The 18,959-nt window shown below is 66.6% G+C and carries 15 protein-coding genes and 1 other RNA gene; 7 read left to right on the forward strand and 9 right to left on the reverse strand.

The window, feature by feature from the left end; translation table 11 throughout:
• Position 1 precedes the first annotated feature (1 nt).
• Positions 2-979, forward strand: coding sequence for a histone acetyltransferase (locus ACFFN1_RS08775; RefSeq protein WP_376840309.1), 978 nt, complete (start codon positions 2-4; stop codon positions 977-979).
• On the opposite strand, the gene ACFFN1_RS08780 is transcribed toward ACFFN1_RS08775, so the two are convergent.
• The 8 genes from ACFFN1_RS08780 to ACFFN1_RS08815 all read right to left on the reverse strand — a co-directional run bounded on the left by ACFFN1_RS08780 (position 955) and on the right by ACFFN1_RS08815 (position 10,323).
• Positions 955-5,151: an FtsK/SpoIIIE domain-containing protein gene (locus ACFFN1_RS08780; protein ID WP_376840311.1), complete on the reverse strand. Its 4,197-nt coding sequence runs from the start codon at positions 5,149-5,151 to the stop codon at positions 955-957. The genes ACFFN1_RS08775 and ACFFN1_RS08780 overlap by 25 nt on opposite strands.
• Before the next feature lie 204 nt (positions 5,152-5,355).
• A complete protein-coding gene (locus ACFFN1_RS08785; protein ID WP_376840313.1) occupies positions 5,356-5,877 on the reverse strand; it encodes a pilus assembly protein TadG-related protein in 522 nt (173 codons plus the stop codon).
• A complete protein-coding gene (locus ACFFN1_RS08790; RefSeq protein WP_376840314.1) occupies positions 5,874-6,377 on the reverse strand; it encodes a hypothetical protein in 504 nt (167 codons plus the stop codon). The genes ACFFN1_RS08785 and ACFFN1_RS08790 overlap by 4 nt, the downstream gene beginning before the upstream one ends.
• Complete coding sequence (locus ACFFN1_RS08795) at positions 6,374-6,799, reverse strand: TadE/TadG family type IV pilus assembly protein (protein WP_376840315.1); 426 nt, start codon at positions 6,797-6,799, stop codon at positions 6,374-6,376. The genes ACFFN1_RS08790 and ACFFN1_RS08795 overlap by 4 nt, the downstream gene beginning before the upstream one ends.
• A gap of 11 nt (positions 6,800-6,810) precedes the next feature.
• A complete protein-coding gene (locus tag ACFFN1_RS08800; RefSeq protein ID WP_376840332.1) occupies positions 6,811-7,011 on the reverse strand; it encodes a hypothetical protein in 201 nt (66 codons plus the stop codon).
• A gap of 219 nt (positions 7,012-7,230) precedes the next feature.
• The gene (locus ACFFN1_RS08805) at positions 7,231-8,208 is read right to left on the reverse strand and encodes a type II secretion system F family protein (RefSeq protein WP_376840334.1); all 978 of its coding nucleotides are present in this window, start codon (positions 8,206-8,208) and stop codon (positions 7,231-7,233) included.
• Between the two features lie 9 nt (positions 8,209-8,217).
• The gene (locus ACFFN1_RS08810) at positions 8,218-9,090 is read right to left on the reverse strand and encodes a type II secretion system F family protein (protein ID WP_376840317.1); all 873 of its coding nucleotides are present in this window, start codon (positions 9,088-9,090) and stop codon (positions 8,218-8,220) included.
• Positions 9,091-9,096: 6 nt separating this feature from the next.
• On the reverse strand, positions 9,097-10,323 hold the full coding sequence (locus tag ACFFN1_RS08815; protein ID WP_376840318.1) for a TadA family conjugal transfer-associated ATPase: 1,227 nt from the start codon (positions 10,321-10,323) through the stop codon (positions 9,097-9,099).
• Positions 10,324-10,568: 245 nt separating this feature from the next.
• Here ACFFN1_RS08815 and prfB point away from each other — a divergent pair, with 245 nt between their 5' ends.
• From prfB to ACFFN1_RS08835, 4 genes are all read left to right on the forward strand, one after another.
• Positions 10,569-11,699, forward strand: a complete 1,131-nt coding sequence (gene prfB / locus ACFFN1_RS08820) for a peptide chain release factor 2 (RefSeq protein WP_376840320.1) — start codon at positions 10,569-10,571, stop codon at positions 11,697-11,699.
• Between the two features lie 152 nt (positions 11,700-11,851).
• On the forward strand, positions 11,852-12,541 hold the full coding sequence (gene ftsE / locus ACFFN1_RS08825) for a cell division ATP-binding protein FtsE (protein WP_376840322.1): 690 nt from the start codon (positions 11,852-11,854) through the stop codon (positions 12,539-12,541).
• Positions 12,538-13,452, forward strand: a complete 915-nt coding sequence (gene ftsX / locus ACFFN1_RS08830) for a permease-like cell division protein FtsX (protein WP_376840324.1) — start codon at positions 12,538-12,540, stop codon at positions 13,450-13,452. Before ftsE ends, ftsX begins: the two co-directional genes overlap by 4 nt.
• Before the next feature lie 9 nt (positions 13,453-13,461).
• A complete protein-coding gene (locus ACFFN1_RS08835) occupies positions 13,462-14,709 on the forward strand; it encodes a peptidoglycan DD-metalloendopeptidase family protein (protein ID WP_376840325.1) in 1,248 nt (415 codons plus the stop codon).
• 217 nt (positions 14,710-14,926) lie between these two features.
• On the opposite strand, the gene ACFFN1_RS08840 is transcribed toward ACFFN1_RS08835, so the two are convergent.
• Positions 14,927-16,681 carry an HNH endonuclease signature motif containing protein gene (locus ACFFN1_RS08840; RefSeq protein WP_376840327.1) on the reverse strand — a complete coding sequence of 585 codons (1,755 nt, stop codon included), beginning with the start codon at positions 16,679-16,681 and terminating at the stop codon, positions 14,927-14,929.
• Positions 16,682-17,349: 668 nt separating this feature from the next.
• Here ACFFN1_RS08840 and smpB point away from each other — a divergent pair.
• Positions 17,350-17,820 (forward strand): SsrA-binding protein SmpB, encoded by a 471-nt coding sequence (gene smpB, locus ACFFN1_RS08845; protein WP_376840328.1) that lies wholly within the window; start codon positions 17,350-17,352, stop codon positions 17,818-17,820.
• A 615-nt stretch (positions 17,821-18,435) separates the two neighbouring features.
• Positions 18,436-18,811: a transfer-messenger RNA gene (gene ssrA, locus ACFFN1_RS08850) on the forward strand.
• Positions 18,812-18,959 lie beyond the last annotated feature (148 nt).

Below are 18,959 nucleotides of genomic sequence, written 5' to 3' on the forward strand. Positions count from 1 at the left end.
CATGCACATCCGCCCTTTCGCCGACGGTGACGATCTGCGGCTCAACGACGTCCTGCACGACGCCGCGAACCCTGCTGAGCATGCCGCCCGCAACCTCTTCCGCGCCGACTCCGAGGCCCCGCTCACCCGCTGCGTCGTCGCCTCGCTTGACGACGAGGCTCCCGGGGGTGCTGCCGGCGCCGGAGCCGAGGTGCTCATCGGCGCCGCGGCGATCGCCGCCTCCCCAGCACATCCTTATCGCGCGTGGGCGCACGTCGAGGTCGCAGAGCCTGAACGCCGCCGAGGCGTCGGCGCCGCCCTGCTCGAAGCCGCGCGCGAGGCGGTGGCTGGGACCGATCTCGTCGACCTGCCGCTGCGCGGCCGGGTCGCTGCCGGTTCCGTGGGTGCGGCCGCAGCCGCTGCGCTGGGCGCCGAGGTGCTGTTCACCACCCGCGTCATCCAGGTCAAGCCCTCCGCCCTCGGCGGGCTCGGCGCCAACCGGCTGGAGGACTTCGAGGTCACCGCCACCGGTTCGGTGGCGCTCACGCAGGCGTTCGCTGCCTGGTATGCCGGCGTCAATGCGGCCGATCCTGCTGCAGAGATGTCGATCGGCGAGGTCAACCGCCGCTTCCTGTCCGAACCGACAGGTGCCCACGGTGCTGCCCTCATGCGCCGTGACGGCGAGATCTCGGCCTTCGCGGTGTCCTACCCGCACGAGGACGGTGCGACCGAGCTGACGCTCGCCGCCGCTTACGACGGCAAGATCGGCCTCGCCAACCGCGGTGAGAACGCCGCTGAGTTCACCGTCGACCGCAATGATCCCGGCTTCCAGGCCGGCCTGGAGGACACCGGCGCACTGCTTGCCCGTCTGTCGACCGACACCGAGGTCGTCGTCGAGGTGACCGACGAGATGCCGGTCGTCTCCGAGCTCATGGACGGCCTCATCTCCGCAGGTGTAGCCGAGGTGCTCTACACCTACGAGACGATCTCGCTGTCCTGAGCCGCTGATTCGCTGGGCGGAGCGGCTGACTCGCTGGGCGGAGCGCTCGAACGTTCGTCCTCGGCTGCGTCGGGGCCGCTGAAGCTCTGCCGACAGCGGTGTGATGCGCGCGCGTCGCCGACGTCCACCGGCAGCGCGAGCGTCCCGGAGATGAACCACGCCCAGCCTGCCGGCGGCAGCGGCAGATCACGCACTCCCAGTGCCGACAGCTCAGCCTGTTGGCGCAGCCCGAGCAGCAGCCGCGGTCCCGTGGTTGTCAGGGCCTGCAGCGGCGAACTGTACGGCAGCTGCGCGGTGAGCGGGAAGCTGAGCGCACAGACGTCCGCGGCTGCCGCCTGCGCAGCCGCAGCCGGATCGGCGGTGTGCGCATCGATGAGCGCTGTGATCTCGGGGCCGCGGCCGGCCTCCGGTGGTGCGGCCAGCGCTGTGAGCACCGTCCGACACAGTTCATCGGGCCCACGGACGCTGAGGACAGCTCCGTCGATTTCCGGCACCCATGCGACCTCTTCACCCAAGGGACCACGCCCGAGCCGGAAGGACATCGCCTCCTCTTCCCGCTGAAACCCGAGGATGCTCCCAGACCCAACCCGCGCACCAGACCCAAGCAGCGGCCCGAGCGCGGAGGCGCCACCATCCCCGGCCACCGCCTCGGGTGCGGGGCGCACGAGCTGCACCGCAACGCCCTCAGTCGCATTGCTCGGCGCGGGACGGCTGCGTGCCACCGGCCCGAGGACGACGGCCCGACCCGGCGGCCAGCGGCCGGCGAAGCGCCCAGCCGGCAGCCCGAAATGCAGGGAGTCCTGCGCATCGGCGGTCGGGAACACGATCCGCGTCGGCGCGCGCGAGGCGACAGGGGAGTGGAGGAAGCGGCGCCCGGCCGCGATGACGAACAGCGGCGCAGACGAACCGCCGGCCGTGAGCAGCTGGGCGAGCCGGTCGAGGCGCCGCGAACCCTCGTGCCGGGCGGCCAGGGCGTCGTAGTCGTCGATGCACAGGCAGACCTCCGCCAGGGAGAGCGCGCCGAGGTCGAACAGCGCCAGCAGGTACTCCAAGGTCCATGGTTCGTCGTGGCAGAAGGTGAGGAAGCCCGTGCCGCCGGCCGGGCCCGAGCTGTGTGCCGCCGATGCGGACAGCAGTACCACCTTCCGGCCGGAGGCTGCTGCCGCCTGCGCGCAGCGCAGCACCGCGCTGGTGGTGCCGGAGCCGGAGCCACCGGTGATGATGACGGAGCCGTCGCGGTCTGGATCGTACCGCCAGGGCTCTGACACTCCGTCATCGGGGAAGTCGAGGATCCCGAGCCGCGCCGCATCACCGTCCTCAGCGGCCTGCTCCGACAGCGGCGGTGGGATCACCCGATGCGGTGGCGGCAGAGCTCGCGCCGTCTGCTGCGAGCCGGCCACGATGGCGGCGATCGTGAGAGCCGGCGGCGCTGGCGGCGGATAGCAGCTTATGCGGATGCTGCCGCTCAGCGCGCGGACCTCGCCTGCTCGGGCAGGGAACAGCGTCCACTGCACCTCGCAGCACTGCGGCAGCGGTGCGTCATGCGGCTTCGCGAGCTCGTCCGTTTCGCCGACGTCGATGGTGGCGGTGCGGAACGGGGCCGGCGGGCCGCCGTCGCTGAGGTACCCGAAGCCAGGCTGCTCGGGCGGAATGGCAGCGGCGTCCTCACAGTCGATGACCTCGCGCGAGTCGATGCCATCGCGCACCCGCAGCGCGATGCGCAGATTGATGTTCGCCTTCATGCGCGGGGTGACGATGCCGGCCGGCCGCTGCGTGGCCAACACGACGTGGATGCCCAGTGAGCGCCCCACCGCCGTGAGCGATTCCAACACCTCGGTGCCGGATGGGTGTTCGGTGATGAGTGCGTGGAACTCGTCGATGATGACGACGAGGCGCGGCAGCCGCTGTGCACGCGCGCAGCCTTCTGGACGAGCGCGTGTTCGGAGATCGGCATCGGCCCGCAGGCTGGCATTGAAGGTTTCGATGTCCGCGGCGCCGTGTTCGGCGAGGAGACGCTCGCGGCGCAGGATCTCGGCGCCGAGGTTGCGCAGCGTGCGCATGCCGGCAGCCGGGTCGAGATTGCTCACCACCGCATCGGTGTGCGCCATCTCCTGAAACGGGGCGAACGCCGCGCCGCCCTTGAAATCGATGAGCACGAACCGCAGCTCGGCACTCGTGAACCGGGCAGCAAGCGATGCGATCCATGTCTGCAGCAGCACCGACTTTCCGCTGCCGGTCGTGCCTGCCAGGAGCGCATGCGGGCTCGCGGTGAACAGGTCGATGAGCACTGGACCGGACGGGCCGAGCCCGAGCGGCACAGCCGAGCTGCGCGAATCCGGGACTGCCGAGTGGCATGCAGCGGGCGCAGCTGAGCCGGCCCCGTCGGCTGTGATCCCTGACATCCCGAACTGTGCGAGCAGCTCGCCAAGCGTGCTCTCCTGCTGCCAGTCAGCCACCGGAGGCTGCCATGCCCGGTTGATCGTGAGGAACCGCTCAGCACGCATGCGCGTCGGCTCGATCTCGCCGGTGAGCGGGCGCGGCAGCGAAGCTGGAGCGGCCGCTGGGATCTGCAGCTGTGCTCTGCCCTCTGAATCGAGGTCGAGCAGCACCGCTTCGACCTCCCTTACCACATCACCAGCCGGGCCGATCCTCACCTCCCACTGCGCAGGGTTCGCGAGCCGAGCGAGCACGTCCACATGCGCATGCTCGTCAGAACCCGGCCCTGCAGAACCCGGCCCCGCAGAACCCGGCCCCGCAGAACTCGGCTTGATGGAACCCTTCCCCGACGTCTGCAACACGTGAGCGGGCGCGTCTGATCTCAGCGCCACAGCGGCCAGCTCCGGACACACCTCACGCAGCTGCGCTTCTGCCAGCCTGACGGGCACCCCGCGCGCAAGCAGCTGAACCAGGACAGCGCGCAGCACTGCGGCCACCTGGTCGTGTGGGCCGGTGATCTGCAGCTGCTGCTGGGTGAGATCGAGAACGAGGGGTGCGGACTCCGTGCGAGAGAAATGACGCTGACCGAACGTCGCTCCGCTGTCGAGCATCTTCCGCAGCTGCTGCTCTTCGAGCAGGGCAAGCGGATCGCGCTCCGAAGCCGGTGGAGCATGCGGAGAGTCAACCGGAATGCGGTCGATGCCGCCGGGCAGCAGGGCCGGTCCGAGACCGATGACCGTCTGACCGCCGCTGAGCCTGCGCCGGTGGCTCCGGTCGAGAGCCCTGCGATCGGCAGCGTCACGGCGACGGAGGCAATCGCGCACCGCAGCACGGTAGTCACGGCAGGACGCCAGCACATCGCGGCGATACCGGCGCCGTCCGGTGATGAACATGATGCCGGCCGTGACTGGGCCGGAGACGCTGAAGAGCAGGAACATCCACATCTTTGTGAAGACCGCGAGGAGGATGCCGATGACGATCGGGGCAGCATACATGAGCCACGACGGTGCCCGAGGTCGGGCGACTGCTGCTACCCGCGGCCAGCTGACCCGGCCGGTGGCCGGTTCGCCGGGACCGGCTGCCGCATCTGCTCCCGGCTGTGCGGCGGGCGGCACGCGTGCCTGCGGCGGAATGATCCGCGCTGCTGTGCTGCCGAATCCGGTGAGTGTGGCAGCAGTTCCCAAGGGGATGCTGCGCACTCCGCTGGATTCACTCACCTGCAAGCCCGAGGGCGCGTTGCTCACGCTCAGCAGCTCGCGTGAGAGATACGGATCGGCGATGCCGACATCTGCTGCCGGAGTTCGGCCCATTGTCCACGCGCCGATCGGCAGCGGGTGGGCGAAACCCGAATCCGGGCCGGTGAGGTACTCGATGATGCCGGTGCGCTCGGCCGGCAGCGAGGACACCGGAGCGAAGGGATCTGTGGCCGGTGCCGGCTGCGGAGCAGGATGCGGTGCCGCCAGTGCGGCTTCACCGCCAGGCCTAGCGTCGAAGATGATGAGGGTTGCGGCAGCGGCCTGCGCCCACGTTCGCCACGGGTCCGACAGCCGAGGCGGCGGCACTGCCCCGCAGGGAACGAACCGCGGCTGCCCTGTCAGATGCTGCAGGCCGACCTGCGGGAGGAAATCGTCGAGGAAAGCGCCGAGCACGGTTTCTGCGCTCGGCCGCCCGGTGGCAGTGACACGGGCGCTGTGCACACTGAACTCGGCGATGACGTAGACGATTCCACTCGGCATGCCAGCACGCTAGATGCGGCGGGGCCACTGCCGGCGCCACGCGCGCAGACCTGTGGACACGCTGTCCCGTCCACACCCGGACGACCACAGTCACCGATCGCGCCGCCGCGTCACGGATGGCGCCGCCGTGTCACGGATCGCGCCGCGTCACTCGTCGAGGCGCCGTGTCACGGATCGCGCTGCCGTGTCACGGATCGTGCCGCGTCACTCGTCGAGGCGCAGCCCTCCGCGCGAGACAGCAGAGGCTTCCAAAGGAATGCCGTCGGATACGAACGGGGAGAGCGCAAGCGGTCGGAACCGGGTGCTGATCGTGACCTCGACATTGGTCGCATCAACAGCCTGCCCGCGCACCCGCACCTGCTGGAACCGGTCGGAACGCGGCACTTTCCGAAGGAAGTCATGGGCCCGAGCCTGCACCTCGGCGTCGGAGAACTCAATGCGGGGACCGTCCCCGCGATACGAGGGCTCAAAGCTGTCGGCCGCGCTCAGCGCCGCGGAATCGGCCAGCGCGTAGAGCTTGCGATGTGCCAGGTAGATGTCACTGACGACGACAGCGAGGAAGATCAGCGTCAGACCGATCGCCGTGAATCCGATCGCCAACGGCGTGATCGAGCCCTCGTCCCCGTCGAGGCGGTGGCTGCGACCGCCGCCGAGGCGCCGGTCCTGTCGGCTGAGCAGCCGCCTTATCCTTCCCCTCTCGAGCTTCATCGCCCTTCTGAGCATCATCGCCCTCCTGCGCCGTGATGCGGGTAGATGACATCGGAATGCTCCGCTGTCACCGTGATGTGCGGGGTCCGCTTCGCTCCGAAGATCGCCGGCACGCCCGGCACCGGAATGCGGGCCGACACATGTGCGGTGACGATGTCACCAGGCTCAGTGCACGAGTCCGAGCAGCGCAGAATCACCTCATAGCTGGCGTCCTCGACGCCGAAATCAGCGAAGTGCAGCTCCGCCAGCGCATCGGCCCGCGCCTGCGCTGACTCGGGATGCTCGGCTGCCACCCGTGCAGCGTTGATCGCGGTGGTGCTCGTCGCATAGGATCCGGCCTGCAGGTGGCCGAGAGTGAGGATCAGATAGACGAGCGGAATGAGGAGCACGACCGAGGCGAAGATGAACTCGATCGGCGCGGTGCCTGCATCATCAGCGAGCCTGCGGCGCAGAAGTGACAGCCTGCGGTGCAGCGCACGCAGGCTGCCGGACCCTGTGCAGATGTTTCGGCGGCTCATCCGTTGATGTCCTCGACAAGGGCACGGCCGCTGAGCTCCCATGTGCCGGTGGGGCCGAGCAGCCCGATGACCGGCACCGGCGTGGTGACCGTGACGGTGACGATGTCCTCACCGCTGTGGCGGCCGTAGTCGACTTCGATCCGGTCAGCGTAGCGGCTGCTGACCGAGGTGCTGATGAGCTGTGCGGTCAGCTCAGCTCCCTGCTGGCCGGTGGCATCGGGACGCGCCGCAAGGCGGGCACCGGCCACCGCCGAGTCGATGACGGTGTTGCGCACATGCAGCGCCAGGCCGAGCTGGATGACGGCGAGGAAGACGAGGCTCAGCAGCGCAGAGACCATGACGAACTCCGCGACCGCCACACCGGCATCGCTGCGCCGACGGGCGCTGCAAACCGGCGCCAGCGCTGCCGACCCTGCTGACACCTCGGGCACGGTCATCCGCCGGTTCCGCGGACCTTCGACATCGAGTCTTCGAACATCGTCGTGAACGCTTCGCCAGCCAGTGCCCAGAGCGCGACAACAAGCCCTGCCGTCATCATGGTGATGAGAACCCACCCGGGCACATCGCCGCGGTCGGGACTGGTCTCCCGGTTGCCGCGTTCAGTGCGTCCGGGAAGGTCGGCGAAGGGGTCGATGACGAAGGCGACGAACAGCAGGTGCCATGTCGTCCATCGCCGGCTGCCGGCGCCGCTGCGCGCGCATGCGCTGCTGTGCTCCGGTGTGCGGGTGGGGATGGTCATGAGTTTCTCCTTTTCATCTGTGCCGCTTCCGTGCGGCGGGGACCGAGGTGCTCGATCCGCGGTGTGGGATGGATGTGCGTTGCAGCTGTGGGCAGCTTTCAGCAGTTCAGTTGTTCAGTAGTTCAGATTGAGCACCGCCAAAGAGGGGAAGACCGCGAATAGGACAGTGATGGGAAGCACGAAGATGACCACCGGCACCAGCATCCCGACTTCCTTCTTGCCACTGAGCTCCATGAGCTGCCGTCGGCCCTCATCGCGCACGTCGCTGGCTTGGGCGCGCAGCACCTCGGACAGGGGTGTGCCGCGGGCGATCGCCACAGCCATGCCGTCGACGAACTGCGCGATCGACTGGATTCCGGTGCGTTTGCCGAGGTTGTCGAGCGCCTCGACGAGGGGAGTGCCGGTGCGGGCCTCCGCCAGGGTGTAGGCCAGTTCGCGGCTGAGCTCGCCCTCTGTGGCCCGGCAGGCCCGGTCGAGCGCGTCGATCGTGCCTTCGCCTGCGGTGATCGACAGGGCGAGCAGCTCGGCGATCGTCGGGAATTCCGCGAGGATCCGCGCTTCGCGCTGCCGGACCCGATGCGAGAGCCACCAGTCGTTGAAGAGGTGCCCGCCGACCGCTCCGAAGCCCAGGCAGAGAAGGACGATGGCGGGGTTCGGCCCGCGGCTGATGGATACCGCGGCCGCCATGAGCGCGCCAGCGCCGAACCCGCCGGCGATGAGCAGCAGCTGGCGGGCCCGGAACCGCTCGACGGTCTCCTCGACCCCGAGCCTGTCGAGGCGCGCTTTGATACCTGCGTGTGTCGTCAGCCGGGAGGTCAGCCACGCTCCGCTGCGGTTGAGCCACGAGACGAGGATGCCGCGCACACCGGCGTCAGCGGGTTCGGGCTCGGCGAACAGCGAGGCGAGGCGCGGCTGATCGCGCAGATACGGCGCGATCCGATCCGCCAGGGTGATGCGATTGAAGATCGGCCAGCTGGTGACGAAGAACGCCAGCGACAGCCCGAGGATGAGGCCGGTGCCGATGATGACAGCCGGATGCGTCGGATCGAAGCGCAGGGAGCCGAGCGGGCCGAAGTGCATGTCGAAGGGCATCGCGACCACTCACCTCAGCACCCGGGGCTCAGCCGGCAGCCGGCCGATCCGCTTCATGACGGTGTACGCCACCAGCGAGACGAGCAGCCCGCAGAGCAGCAGCAGAGTGCCGGTCGTCGAGTTGTAGGCCTGCGCGGTCTCCGGGCGGGTGGCCAGCAGCGCGAGCACCACCCACGGAGCCGCCACAGCAAGCCGAGCGCCGGTGACCGTCCAGCTCTGCCTGGCCTGCATCTCGGCGCGGGTGCGGGAGTCGTCGCGGAGGAAATGGCTGAGCGTCTTGAGCATGGTGCCCAGATCGGTGCCGCCGACCTCCCGCGTGACGGCGAGTGCGGCGACGATCCGGTCAGCGACCGGGTCGGCGCAGGCGGATTTGAACGCGGTCAGCGCCATGGAGAAGGAGCCGGTCGCCCGATACTCCTCGGCGAACACAGCGAACAGCGGGCGCAGCGCCTCGGGACCGCGCTGGGACAGGCCGCCGAGCGCCTCGGGCAGCGCCAGCCCGGCACGGATGCCGGAGTTGAGGTGGTCGATCGCCTCCGGCCACAGCGCACGCCGGGCCACCGTGCGGGAGCGCGCCCGATGCCGCACCGCATAGTACGGCACGAGCGAGGCGAAGAACGCGAAGCAGGCGGCGATGCCGATCGCGTTCGTCACTGCATAGGCGATGAGGAAGACGACGCCGCCGGCCGCCAGCCCGCCGAGCACGAGGTGGTAGGGCCGCAGCCGAGGCAGACCGGCGGTGGTGAGCATGTCCTGGGCATCGCGGATGAAGCGCGGCGGATTCGACTGCCGCGGCGGGGTCTCCCAGCATGACCACCAGATGAGGAACAGGCCCATGCCGATGCCCAGACCGCACAGCGCCCCGCTCAGTGAGGTCGTCATCGCCGATCACGCTGCCTCGAGCACGGAGTGGATGTCGTGGCCGAGCTGTGCGAAGCGCTCGCCGAGGTGGCTGTAGCCGCGGCCGCGCACGAGGCGCCGGTCCGGTGTGGAGGTGAAGACGGTCTCCAGTTCGATGACCTCGCCTTCGATGCCGCCGGGCACCGCGGCGATCTCCTCGACGCGGCGCTGGCCGCTGCGGTCCAAGCGCATGTGGACGACCAGGTCGATGCAGCTGGCGACCGTCGGCGTGACGAACGAGGAGGTGATGTTCGGGCCGGCCAGCAGCGGCAGGGTCACAAGCTTCGTCACTGCAGAGCGGGCGGAGTTCGCGTGTATCGATCCCATGGACGGAAGCCCCGCGTTCATCGCCACGAGGAGGTCGAAGCTCTCGGCCTCGCGCACCTCGCCGACGATGATCCGGTCCGGACGCATCCGCAGCGCCTCCTTGACGAGGTTGCGCAGCGTCACCTCGCCGGTGCCCTCCAGAGAGGCCTGCCGGCACTGCATCGGCACCCAGTCGCGGGAGGGCACGGAGAGTTCGAAGACCTCCTCGCACGTCACCACCCGGTCGCGGACGGGGATGGAACCGGTGAGCGAGTTGAGCATCGTCGTCTTGCCTGCCTGTGTGGCCCCGGAGACGAGGATGTTGGCCCCTGCCTCGACGGCGATGGACAGGAACTTCGCCGCCGCCGAGGTGAGGGTCCCGAGCGCGACGAGATCGTCGAGGCTGCGCGTGCGAGTGATGAATTTGCGGATGTTGACCGCCGGATGGGCGCGCGTGATGTCCGGCAGCACGACGTGCAGCCGGGATCCGTCGGGGAGGGAAGCGTCGACGAACGGGCTCGACAGATCGACCCGGCGCCCGGTGGTGCGCAGCATCCGCTCGATGAGCTCGTCGACCTCTTCAGCGGTGAGCATCGTCGTCGTCAGCTCGCTCACTCCGCGACGGGAGACGAAGACCGTCGACGGCGAATTGAGCCAGATCTCTTCGACCTCGGGATCATCGAGGTACTGCTGCAGCGGGCCGAACCCCGACACCTGGTCGAAGATCTCCCGGCATGTCTGCTCGACGTCGGCGAGCAGGGGAAGGGAGCCCGCCAAGGTCCTCTCGTCGTAGTCGTGGACCGCCTGAACGACAAGCTCCCGTGTGGGAACCGGTTCGGTCCGCGGGTCGATGCCGCGTTTGCGGATCTCTTCGCGAACCTCAGCGGCGATGAGCTCTGCTGCGTTCATCTCTGCGTCCTTGTGTCCTTAGGTACTCGAGGGGAGGGGAAAGAATGTGCTCTGCATCACATAATCGGATGCCAATCAAACTAGTCGGAGTTTCCCAGGGTTTCAAGAGGAAGTGAGCAGGTTGTGGACAAACGGCTCTTCGCCCCGCTTGTCCACAGCCGCCGATTCGCGCGTTGCGCCGAACCTCGTGTCGCACGCACACGTGCGCACTGCGGTTTCTGCGATGCACTACGCTAGGGAGCACTATGGCCATTGACTTTTCTTCCGAGATCGCTGCCCTCAAACAGACGTACGCCTCGATCCGCGATGTCTCCGACATCGACCAGCTGCGCTCCGAGGTCGCAGAGCTGACCGAGGCTGCGGCGGCGCCGGACCTGTGGGACGACCCGGATGAGGCCCAGCAGGTGACCTCGAAGCTGTCCCACCGCCAGGGGCACCTGGAGAAGCTGGAGAAGTTCGACTCCCGCATCGAGGACGTCGAGCTGCTCGTCTCGATGGCTGAGGACGAAGACGATGCCGACACCCTCGCCGAGGCGGAGGAGGAGATCGCCAAGCTGCGCCGCGAGCTCGACTCCCTGGAGATCGCCACCCTGCTGTCCGGTGAGTACGACGAGCGCGCCGCTGTCATCACGGTCCGTTCGGGTGCCGGCGGCGATGATGCCACCGACTTCGCCCAGACGCTGACCCGCATGTACATCCGCTGGGCTGAGAGCAAGGACTACAGCGTCCAGGAACTCGACACCTCGTACGCGGAGGGTGCTGGCGTGAAGTCGGCGACGATCCAGATCAACGCCCCCTATGCCTACGGCACGCTCTCGGTCGAGGCCGGCACGCACCGGCTCGTGCGCATCAGCCCCTTCGACTCGAATGCCCGCCGCCACACCTCGTTCGCGGCCGTCGAGGTCATCCCGCTCATCGAAGCGACCGACCACATCGAGATCGACGAGAACGATCTGCGCATCGACGTCTACCGCTCCTCGGGTCCCGGCGGCCAGTCGGTCAATACGACCGACTCGGCTGTGCGCATCACCCACCTGCCCACCGGCACCGTGGTGAGCATGCAGAACGAGAAGTCCCAGATCCAGAACCGTGCCGCTGCGATGCGCGTTCTGCAGTCCCGCCTGCTGCAGCTCAAGCACGAGGAGGAGGAGCGGGAGAAGAAGAACCTCGCCGGCGACATCAAGGCCAGCTGGGGCGACCAGATGCGCTCGTACGTCACGCACCCGTACCAGATGGTCAAGGACCTGCGCACCGGGCACGAGGAGTCGAACCCGCCGGCCGTCTTCGACGGCGAGATCGACGGCTTCCTCGAAGCCGGCATCCGGTGGCGCAAGGAGCAGCAGAAGGCAGCCGCAGCCGAGGCGGAACTCGCCTGATTGCCCCGGCCCGAGGTGTCCTTCCGAGCCGCGGAGCCGTGAGCCTCACACGCAACGGTGAGCGACTCGCCTAAGCAGGTGCGCGCAATGCCGGTGAGAAGTTCGTACAGTGGGAGCGATTGCCACTGTCCCTCTGCGATTGCGAACCTCTCTTGATTACCTTCGAATCGGTCACCAAAGTCTACGATTCCAAGGCTCAACCAGCCCTGAACGACATCTCCTTCACGGCCGAGGCCGGGGAATTCGTCTTCCTCGTCGGCGCCTCGGGTTCGGGCAAGTCGACCGTCATCCGGCTGGTGCTGCGCGAAGAGACCCCCACATCAGGGCGGATCCGCGTGGCCGGCAAATCTGTGGTGAAGATGCCGTCGTGGCGTGTGCCGTACCTGCGGCGCAATATCGGCACGGTGTTCCAGGACTTCCGCCTGCTGCCGAACAAGACCGTCTTCGACAATGTCGCCTTCACCCTGCACGTCATCGGCAAGACACGGGCGGCGATCTCCACGCTCGTGCCCGATGTGCTCGAAACCGTCGGCCTCGAAGGCAAGCAGAAGCGCTATCCGCACGAGCTCTCCGGTGGTGAGCAGCAGCGAGTGGCGATCGCCCGCGCGGTCGTCAACAAGCCGGCGATCCTCCTCGCTGATGAGCCCACCGGAAACCTCGACCCGGTCACCGGTGACGAGATCATGGAGGTCCTGCAGCGGATCAACAATGCCGGCACGACAGTGCTGATGGCCACCCACGACGGCGATATCGTCAACCGGATGAGCCGCCGGGTCATCGAGCTGAGGAATGGCACGATCATCCGCGACGATGAGCACGGCAGCTACGGAGTGAGCGCATGAGAGCATCCTTCATCCTCTCCGAGACTTGGAACGGCCTGCGCCGGAATCTGTCGATGGTCGTCTCGGTCATTCTCGTCACCTTCGTCTCTCTGCTCTTCGTCGGCGCAGCTGCGCTGCTGCAGATGCAGATCTCAGGCATGAAGGACTACTGGTACGACCGTGTGCAGGTGGCGATCTTCCTCTGCCCGCCGGACTCGGCTGCTCCCACCTGCGCGGCAGGCGAGGCGACTGAGGAGCAGAAGCAGCAGATCGAGACGGCGCTGGAAGGCGCGGACCTCGATCCCTATGTCGAAGACGTCATCTTCGAGGACAAGGCGATGGCCTACAAGCTGTTCCAGGAGCAGTTCGAAGGCACCTCGCTGGAGGGCACCATCCCCGAAGACCAGATGCAGGAGTCGTACCGGGTCAAGCTCGCCGATGCCGAGCAGTACCAGATCATCAACGAGTACTTCTCCGCGACGCCCGGCGTTGAGGAGGTCGTCGACCAGAACCAGCTGCTCGATCAGCTGTTCTCCGTCATGAACGTGATGACGGCGATCGCGATCGGCATCGCGGCGATCATGCTGCTGTGCGCGGTGCTGCTCATCGCCACCACGATCCGGCTCTCAGCGTTCTCCAGACGGCGCGAGACCGGCATTATGCGGCTGGTCGGCGCTTCGAACATGTTCATCCAGCTGCCGTTCGTGCTCGAAGGCGTCATCGCTGCAGCGATCGGATCCCTGCTGGCAGCCTGCGGATTGGCTGTGATCGTGCACTTCGGTGTCAGTGGTTGGCTACAATCGCAGTTGTCGAGCTTCGATTTGGTCTCAGTTGCGGATGTCGCGCTCATCGCGCCGTTCCTGGTGCTCGTGGGTGTCATCATGGCTGGGGGCTCATCGCTCATCACCTTGCGCCGGTACATGAAGGTCTGAGTAGGAGAGATGCTGAAGACAAACGGACGGATCCTTCCCTCGCTGCTGCTTGCAGTGGTCGCCGTGCTGCTGACGCTGCTCCTGCCGATGGAGATGGCTGTGGCGAATCCGCGCGAGCAGAAGAACCGCATCGATAAGCGCGTTGAGGAGCTGCAACAGGAGTTCCGCGATCTCGACGACGATCTCGCCCGCACGATCGCGGAGAAGGAAGCGGCTGAAGATGAGCTGCCCGGAGCGGAGGAAGCGCTTGCGCAGGCGCAGGACGAGCTCGAAGAGGCGCAGCGCGAAGACGAGGAGCTCGGTGCCCGTCTGACCTCGGCAGAGAACGCCCAGAGCGGTCTGCAGGATGACATCGACGAAGGCGAAGCAGCCCTGGAGGAGAAGCAGAAGTCGGTCACCAAGATCGCCCGCCAGGCGTATCAGAACTCGGGTGTCACCTCGGATGTGGCGATGCTGCTGCAGATGGCGAACAAGCAGGACGGCGCATCAGGCGCGACCCGCGTCGACTCAGCAGTGCGCTCGCAGCAGCGCAGCATCACGCAGCTGTCCGAACAGCGCTCCCTCAACATGAACAACAAGGACCGCCTCGACGCGGTCACCGACGAGATCTCCGACCTGAAGGAAGAGGCTGCGAAGGTCGTGCTGCGCAAGGAAGCAGCCGAAGCCGACGCAAAGCAGAAGCGCGACGACCTCGATGAGCTCATCACCACAAAGGATGCGGCGTCCAAGCGGATCGAGAACAGCCGCGCGGAGACCGAACGGCAGCTGGAGGAGCAGAAGGCCGAACAGGACCGGCTGGCGAAGGAAGTCGAGGACTGGGAGAAGGAGCAGGAGGCCAAGGGCCTGCCCACCGGCAACGGCGATCTCGTCAACCCTGCGCAGGGCTTCCCTGTCACCTCGCCGTTCGGCTACCGCATTCACCCGATCTCCCGAACCCGGAAGCTGCACACCGGTACGGACTTCGGCATGCCCTGTGGTTCGCAGGTGCGCGCTGCCGGTGACGGTGTTGTCGTGTCGGCTGGCTGGGCCGGCGGCTACGGCAACCGCGTCGTGATCTCTCACGGCAAGATGAAGGGCGCAAACATCGCGTCGACGTACAACCACAATTCGAGTCTCAAGGTGAGCTCAGGAACCCGCGTGAAGCAGGGTCAGATCATCGCCTCTTCCGGCACAACCGGCGCCTCGACCGGCTGCCACCTGCACTTCGAGATCATGCAGAACGGCTCGTACGTCAACCCGATGCCCTGGATCAGCTGACGCGTATGCGCGGTCACCCGACGCGCGGCATCTGAGCAGGTTCCGGGAATCACCAGTCAGCACGTCTGAGCTTCGCTGCCAACAGCGCACGCGAGGCAGCTCAGGCGCTGGCTCAAACGTGCTGACTGGCGATCTGTGTCACTATGCGGCTATCAAAGAACGACCGCACAGCCCCGCACGCCAGTGCGCTGGCACAGGGATCGGGGCGGCGATGGTCTCATTGAGATCCGGCTCCTTCAGGTGTGAAGAGTGCACCGGTATCGTCACCGGACCTCACGCTGGATTGGTCATCACCGGCATCGGCAGGGGCACCGGCATCGGCAGGGGCACCGGCATCGGCAGGGGCACCGGCAGTCTTGACAAGGGCATCGCGATCGGCAGAGGCGCTGGCGATGATTTCGGCATGCCGGCGGTGCAGCACTGACCCCGGTGGATGGGTCTCTGCTGTCATGCCTCCCGGCAACGTCCACGTCAGCACCCCTGTTCGGGGCTCGCGTCTGAGTCTGAACACATCTTGGGTCTTCAGTTGGTGGTGCTGTTTGCACAGCGGGTGGAGATTCTCCATCGACGTCGGCCCACCGCGGGCCGGGTGCCGGTGGTTGAAGGGCTGAATATGGTCGAGTTCGGCTTTCGTCGCGGGACGGTCACAGCCCGGCGCGGTGCAGTATCGCCAACGCGCTACGAGAGCGTGCCGCATATGAGTGCTGATCTGGTAGCTGGTGGCCACATGATCGAGAACTTCGCCGGTCGAGGGGTCGGTGAGAAGCCGGTAGATGGTGTCGCTGCCGGTCCCGACCAGCTGCCGGGCTGTCTCCGGGCTAACGGGATGGCCTTCGACAGACCCCGGCAGCTGATCGGCTTCTGGTCCATCGGAAAGCGTCATCGCCGGAACCGTGACAGTGATTCTGGCCTGACGTTCGAGCCACTGCCCGCTGGCAGGGCAGGATACCCGCGAGTCGCTGAGCAGGTCTGCGATGTCGTCGGCCAGCAGGTCGTGCGGGACGCCGGTGTGGCCGGTGGCTTGCTGGCGCTTGGCGAGTGCCGCCTGAGCCAGGTCCAGCGTGTTGACCAATCCGCCGATGTCAGCACCGACGAGGAAATCGTACTTGAGCTGCTCGAAGGATCGAGAGTCAGCGAAGACATGGTTCTCCGGCAGGTCGAAGCCCGCGGTGTAGCCGCGCACGACGCAGCGCGCCATGCCCTCAAGCCGGGCATAGAGCAGGGCGATCTCGTGCGAGGGCCCATGCACCATCAGAGTGCCGCGACCGTGCCGATCGTAGAAGGCCTCGACGCGCCGCCGTTCACGCACCTGACGAGCCTGCTCTTCGCGCGTGACCAGTGTGGCGATAGCAGCCTTGACCTCTGAGAAGTACACGCTCTTCTTCGTCGCCGTGATCGAGATCAGCAGCGCATCGAGCTTGCCGAGCAGCGTCGGATCAACCGATGACGCCTGCCCGGCCGCAAAGACGAAGCGATCAAAGCTCAGCTTTCCAGCGCGCGCGAGAGCAGCGAGCCGGGGGAGTCCGATGAAAGCGGTGGCAGCGCTCGTCACACGTGACCATGCCGTATTCGAGGTGATATCGAGAGCGTGCGCCAGTCCAGTGAGGGTGGTGGTGCCGATGCGCTCACGCAGCCAGCTCAGCGCCTCCGCACGCGCAGCGGCTGATGACTCACCAGCGCTTCCGGAGGTGTCCTCAGAGCTCGTCGCAGCGTTGTCGGAAGGACAGCCTCCGGCAAAGTCGTGGAGAGCATCGATCTGAGAGTCGACATTCTCCCGGCTGTCGGCGCGCACACGCTCGAAGACCAACCCGAGCATCTCCTCATAGCCCTGGAGCTGCACCTGTTCCAGCGCGCTAAGCGAAGCTTCGAAGGAGCTGAAGCGATCGCGGTAGGACAGAGCACCAGCCGTCGCCGAGGCGTGGTCGGCTTGGGTCGTGTCGCCTGCGGCTGGTGTGGGGATGGTCGCTGTCATCGCTGTCGCCTCCTTCTGCTGGTCTCGTGCCTGGTGTCGTGCCTGGTGTCGTGTTTGCGGTGGTGTGGTGTTCTGGTTCTATGACAGCATGAGGCACTGACATCGCTGTCTGACCAGGGAAAACGTCGTGATTCGGGCGATGGGAGTCGTGCAGCGGTGGGGCCCGTTCCCGAGGTGTGGGCAGCCTGGCGTCGCAGCCGTCGCCGAGGCGTGGCCGGCTTGGGTCGTGTCGCCTGCGGGTGGTGTGGGGATGGTCGCTGTCATCGCTGTCGCCTCCTTCTGCTGGTCTCGTGCCTGGTGTCGTGCCTAGCGTCGTGTTTGCGGTGGTGTGGTGTTCTGGTTCTATGACAGCATGAGGCACTGACATCGCTGCCTGACCAGGGCTAACGTCGGCAGCGCGGCACCCGGCCCTCGCCGCCGCACCCGGCTCCCGCCCCCTCGCCGCTGCAGCGCCCAGGCTCCCGCCACCTCGGCGGCGGGACCCCGCGGCCAGCCCCGAGGCTCCCGGCGTCCGAACGGCCGCCGGCCGCAAGCCCACAGCCTTGCGTCCCGCGAGCCCACAGCCTTGCCGGCTGCGACCCCAAAGCTCCGCTGGCCGCGAGCCCGCGATCCGGTACAATGGTGCCTTCGTGCGCACGCAGGCACCGTCGACGCAGGAGAGGAGGGGCATGGCCAAGGAGCAGGGCAAGAAGACGATTGCCAAGAACCGCAAGGCTCGGCATGAGTACCACATCGAAGACACCTACGAGGCCGGGCTCGTCCTCACCGGCACCGAGGTCAAGTCACTGCGCGAGGGCCGTGCATCGCTGACGGACGGCTTCGGCATCATCTTCCAGGGTGAGGCCTGGCTGGAGCATGTCTACATTCCGGAGTACTTCCAGGGCACGTGGACGAACCACTCGGCTCGGCGCCGACGCAAGATGCTGCTGCATAAGGACGAGATCCTCAAGATCTCCCACAAGCTCAAGGAGTCCGGCCGCACGCTGGTTCCGCTCGAGCTGTACTTCGACGGCTCTCGTGTGAAGGTCGAGATCGCGGTCGCCCGAGGCAAGAAGGACTGGGATAAGCGCGAGACGCTGCGCCGCAAGCAGGATGAGCGGGAGGCTCAGCGCGCGATGTCGCTGCGCCGCCAGGGGTGATGCACCACTGTTCTTCGGAGGCTGACGCCACCGCAGCCTGACCAGCCTGTGTGGGCGCGGGCCGCTGTTCAGTCCACCGGGCCCGGCGCGGGGGTGAGCGCCGTTCCCGAGGCGGTCCACCGGCAGTTCGCAACCGTCGCCCTGATCTGCGGGTCGCCCGGGTTTTCCTACCGCTTCTCCACAGCTCCTGTGTATATGTGTGGATAAGGGGAGTATGCCTGTGAATGAGCCGGTTGCGGTTCTTTGACGACCATCATGCACTTCTGCTCAGCAGGCCTCTGACCAGCAGTGATGCAGGATCTTTTGTGGTGTGATACGGCCTGGGCGGTGCATGCCGGTGAACTGGGGTCCGCCCCGCCAGCGCAAGGAATCGGCGTCCTTTCCACAGTTTTCAGACATGGTTGGGGATAGTCTCGCGGGCTGTGGAAAAGCCTGTGGTCATCGGTATGCATCCGTCATGTCCGCCGGTGCCGGCATAACGGGCCGGTGCAGACACCGAAGCTCGCGGAATAGAATTGGAGGCCCTAGTGTTACGGTGATAGACTCATGGTCTGCCGTTGGCAGCTGGTCGCCTCACCGGCGGCGCTGACAGCGTGTTGTTACGAAAGTGAATAAGGGGATGATCGGTTTCGACGTCGTTCAATGCGTCGGGAGAAGCGGGCCGAGAATGTAGAGTCATCTCGTTAACGTTCTCTGCAAAAAAATAAGTGCTAAGTCTAACGACCGCACCGAATTCGCCCTCGCTGCCTGATCTAGCGAGCTGCGATTCTGTCAGCCTAGAGTTGCTTCCGCTCTAGATCCTGGCATCAGCTAGGAAGCCACTGCCGCTGGCATATGTTGGGGATGTCAGTGGAACACTTACTCAACTCCGTTCGTTGGCCACCGTGTTCGTGTGAGGGCCAGGACCTAAGAAACGTTCTCACGGACTGCGCCCGGAGAAGCCCCGATAACTTGCCGACGGACGCGGGTTCGATTCCCGCCATCTCCACTCTGAAAGCCCTGGGTTCCTTGCGAATCCGGGGCTTTCCGCTTATACCTGACTTGGCTCAAATTGGTGTGATGGATATCATATTGACACTGTGACCTGCGGGTTTGGGTTGTGAAGTGCTGGAATTCCTGACTAATCGGGTGGTTGGGGT

The organism is Brevibacterium otitidis (assembly GCF_042429315.1).
Taxonomy (GTDB): Bacteria; Actinomycetota; Actinomycetes; order Actinomycetales; family Brevibacteriaceae; genus Brevibacterium; species Brevibacterium otitidis.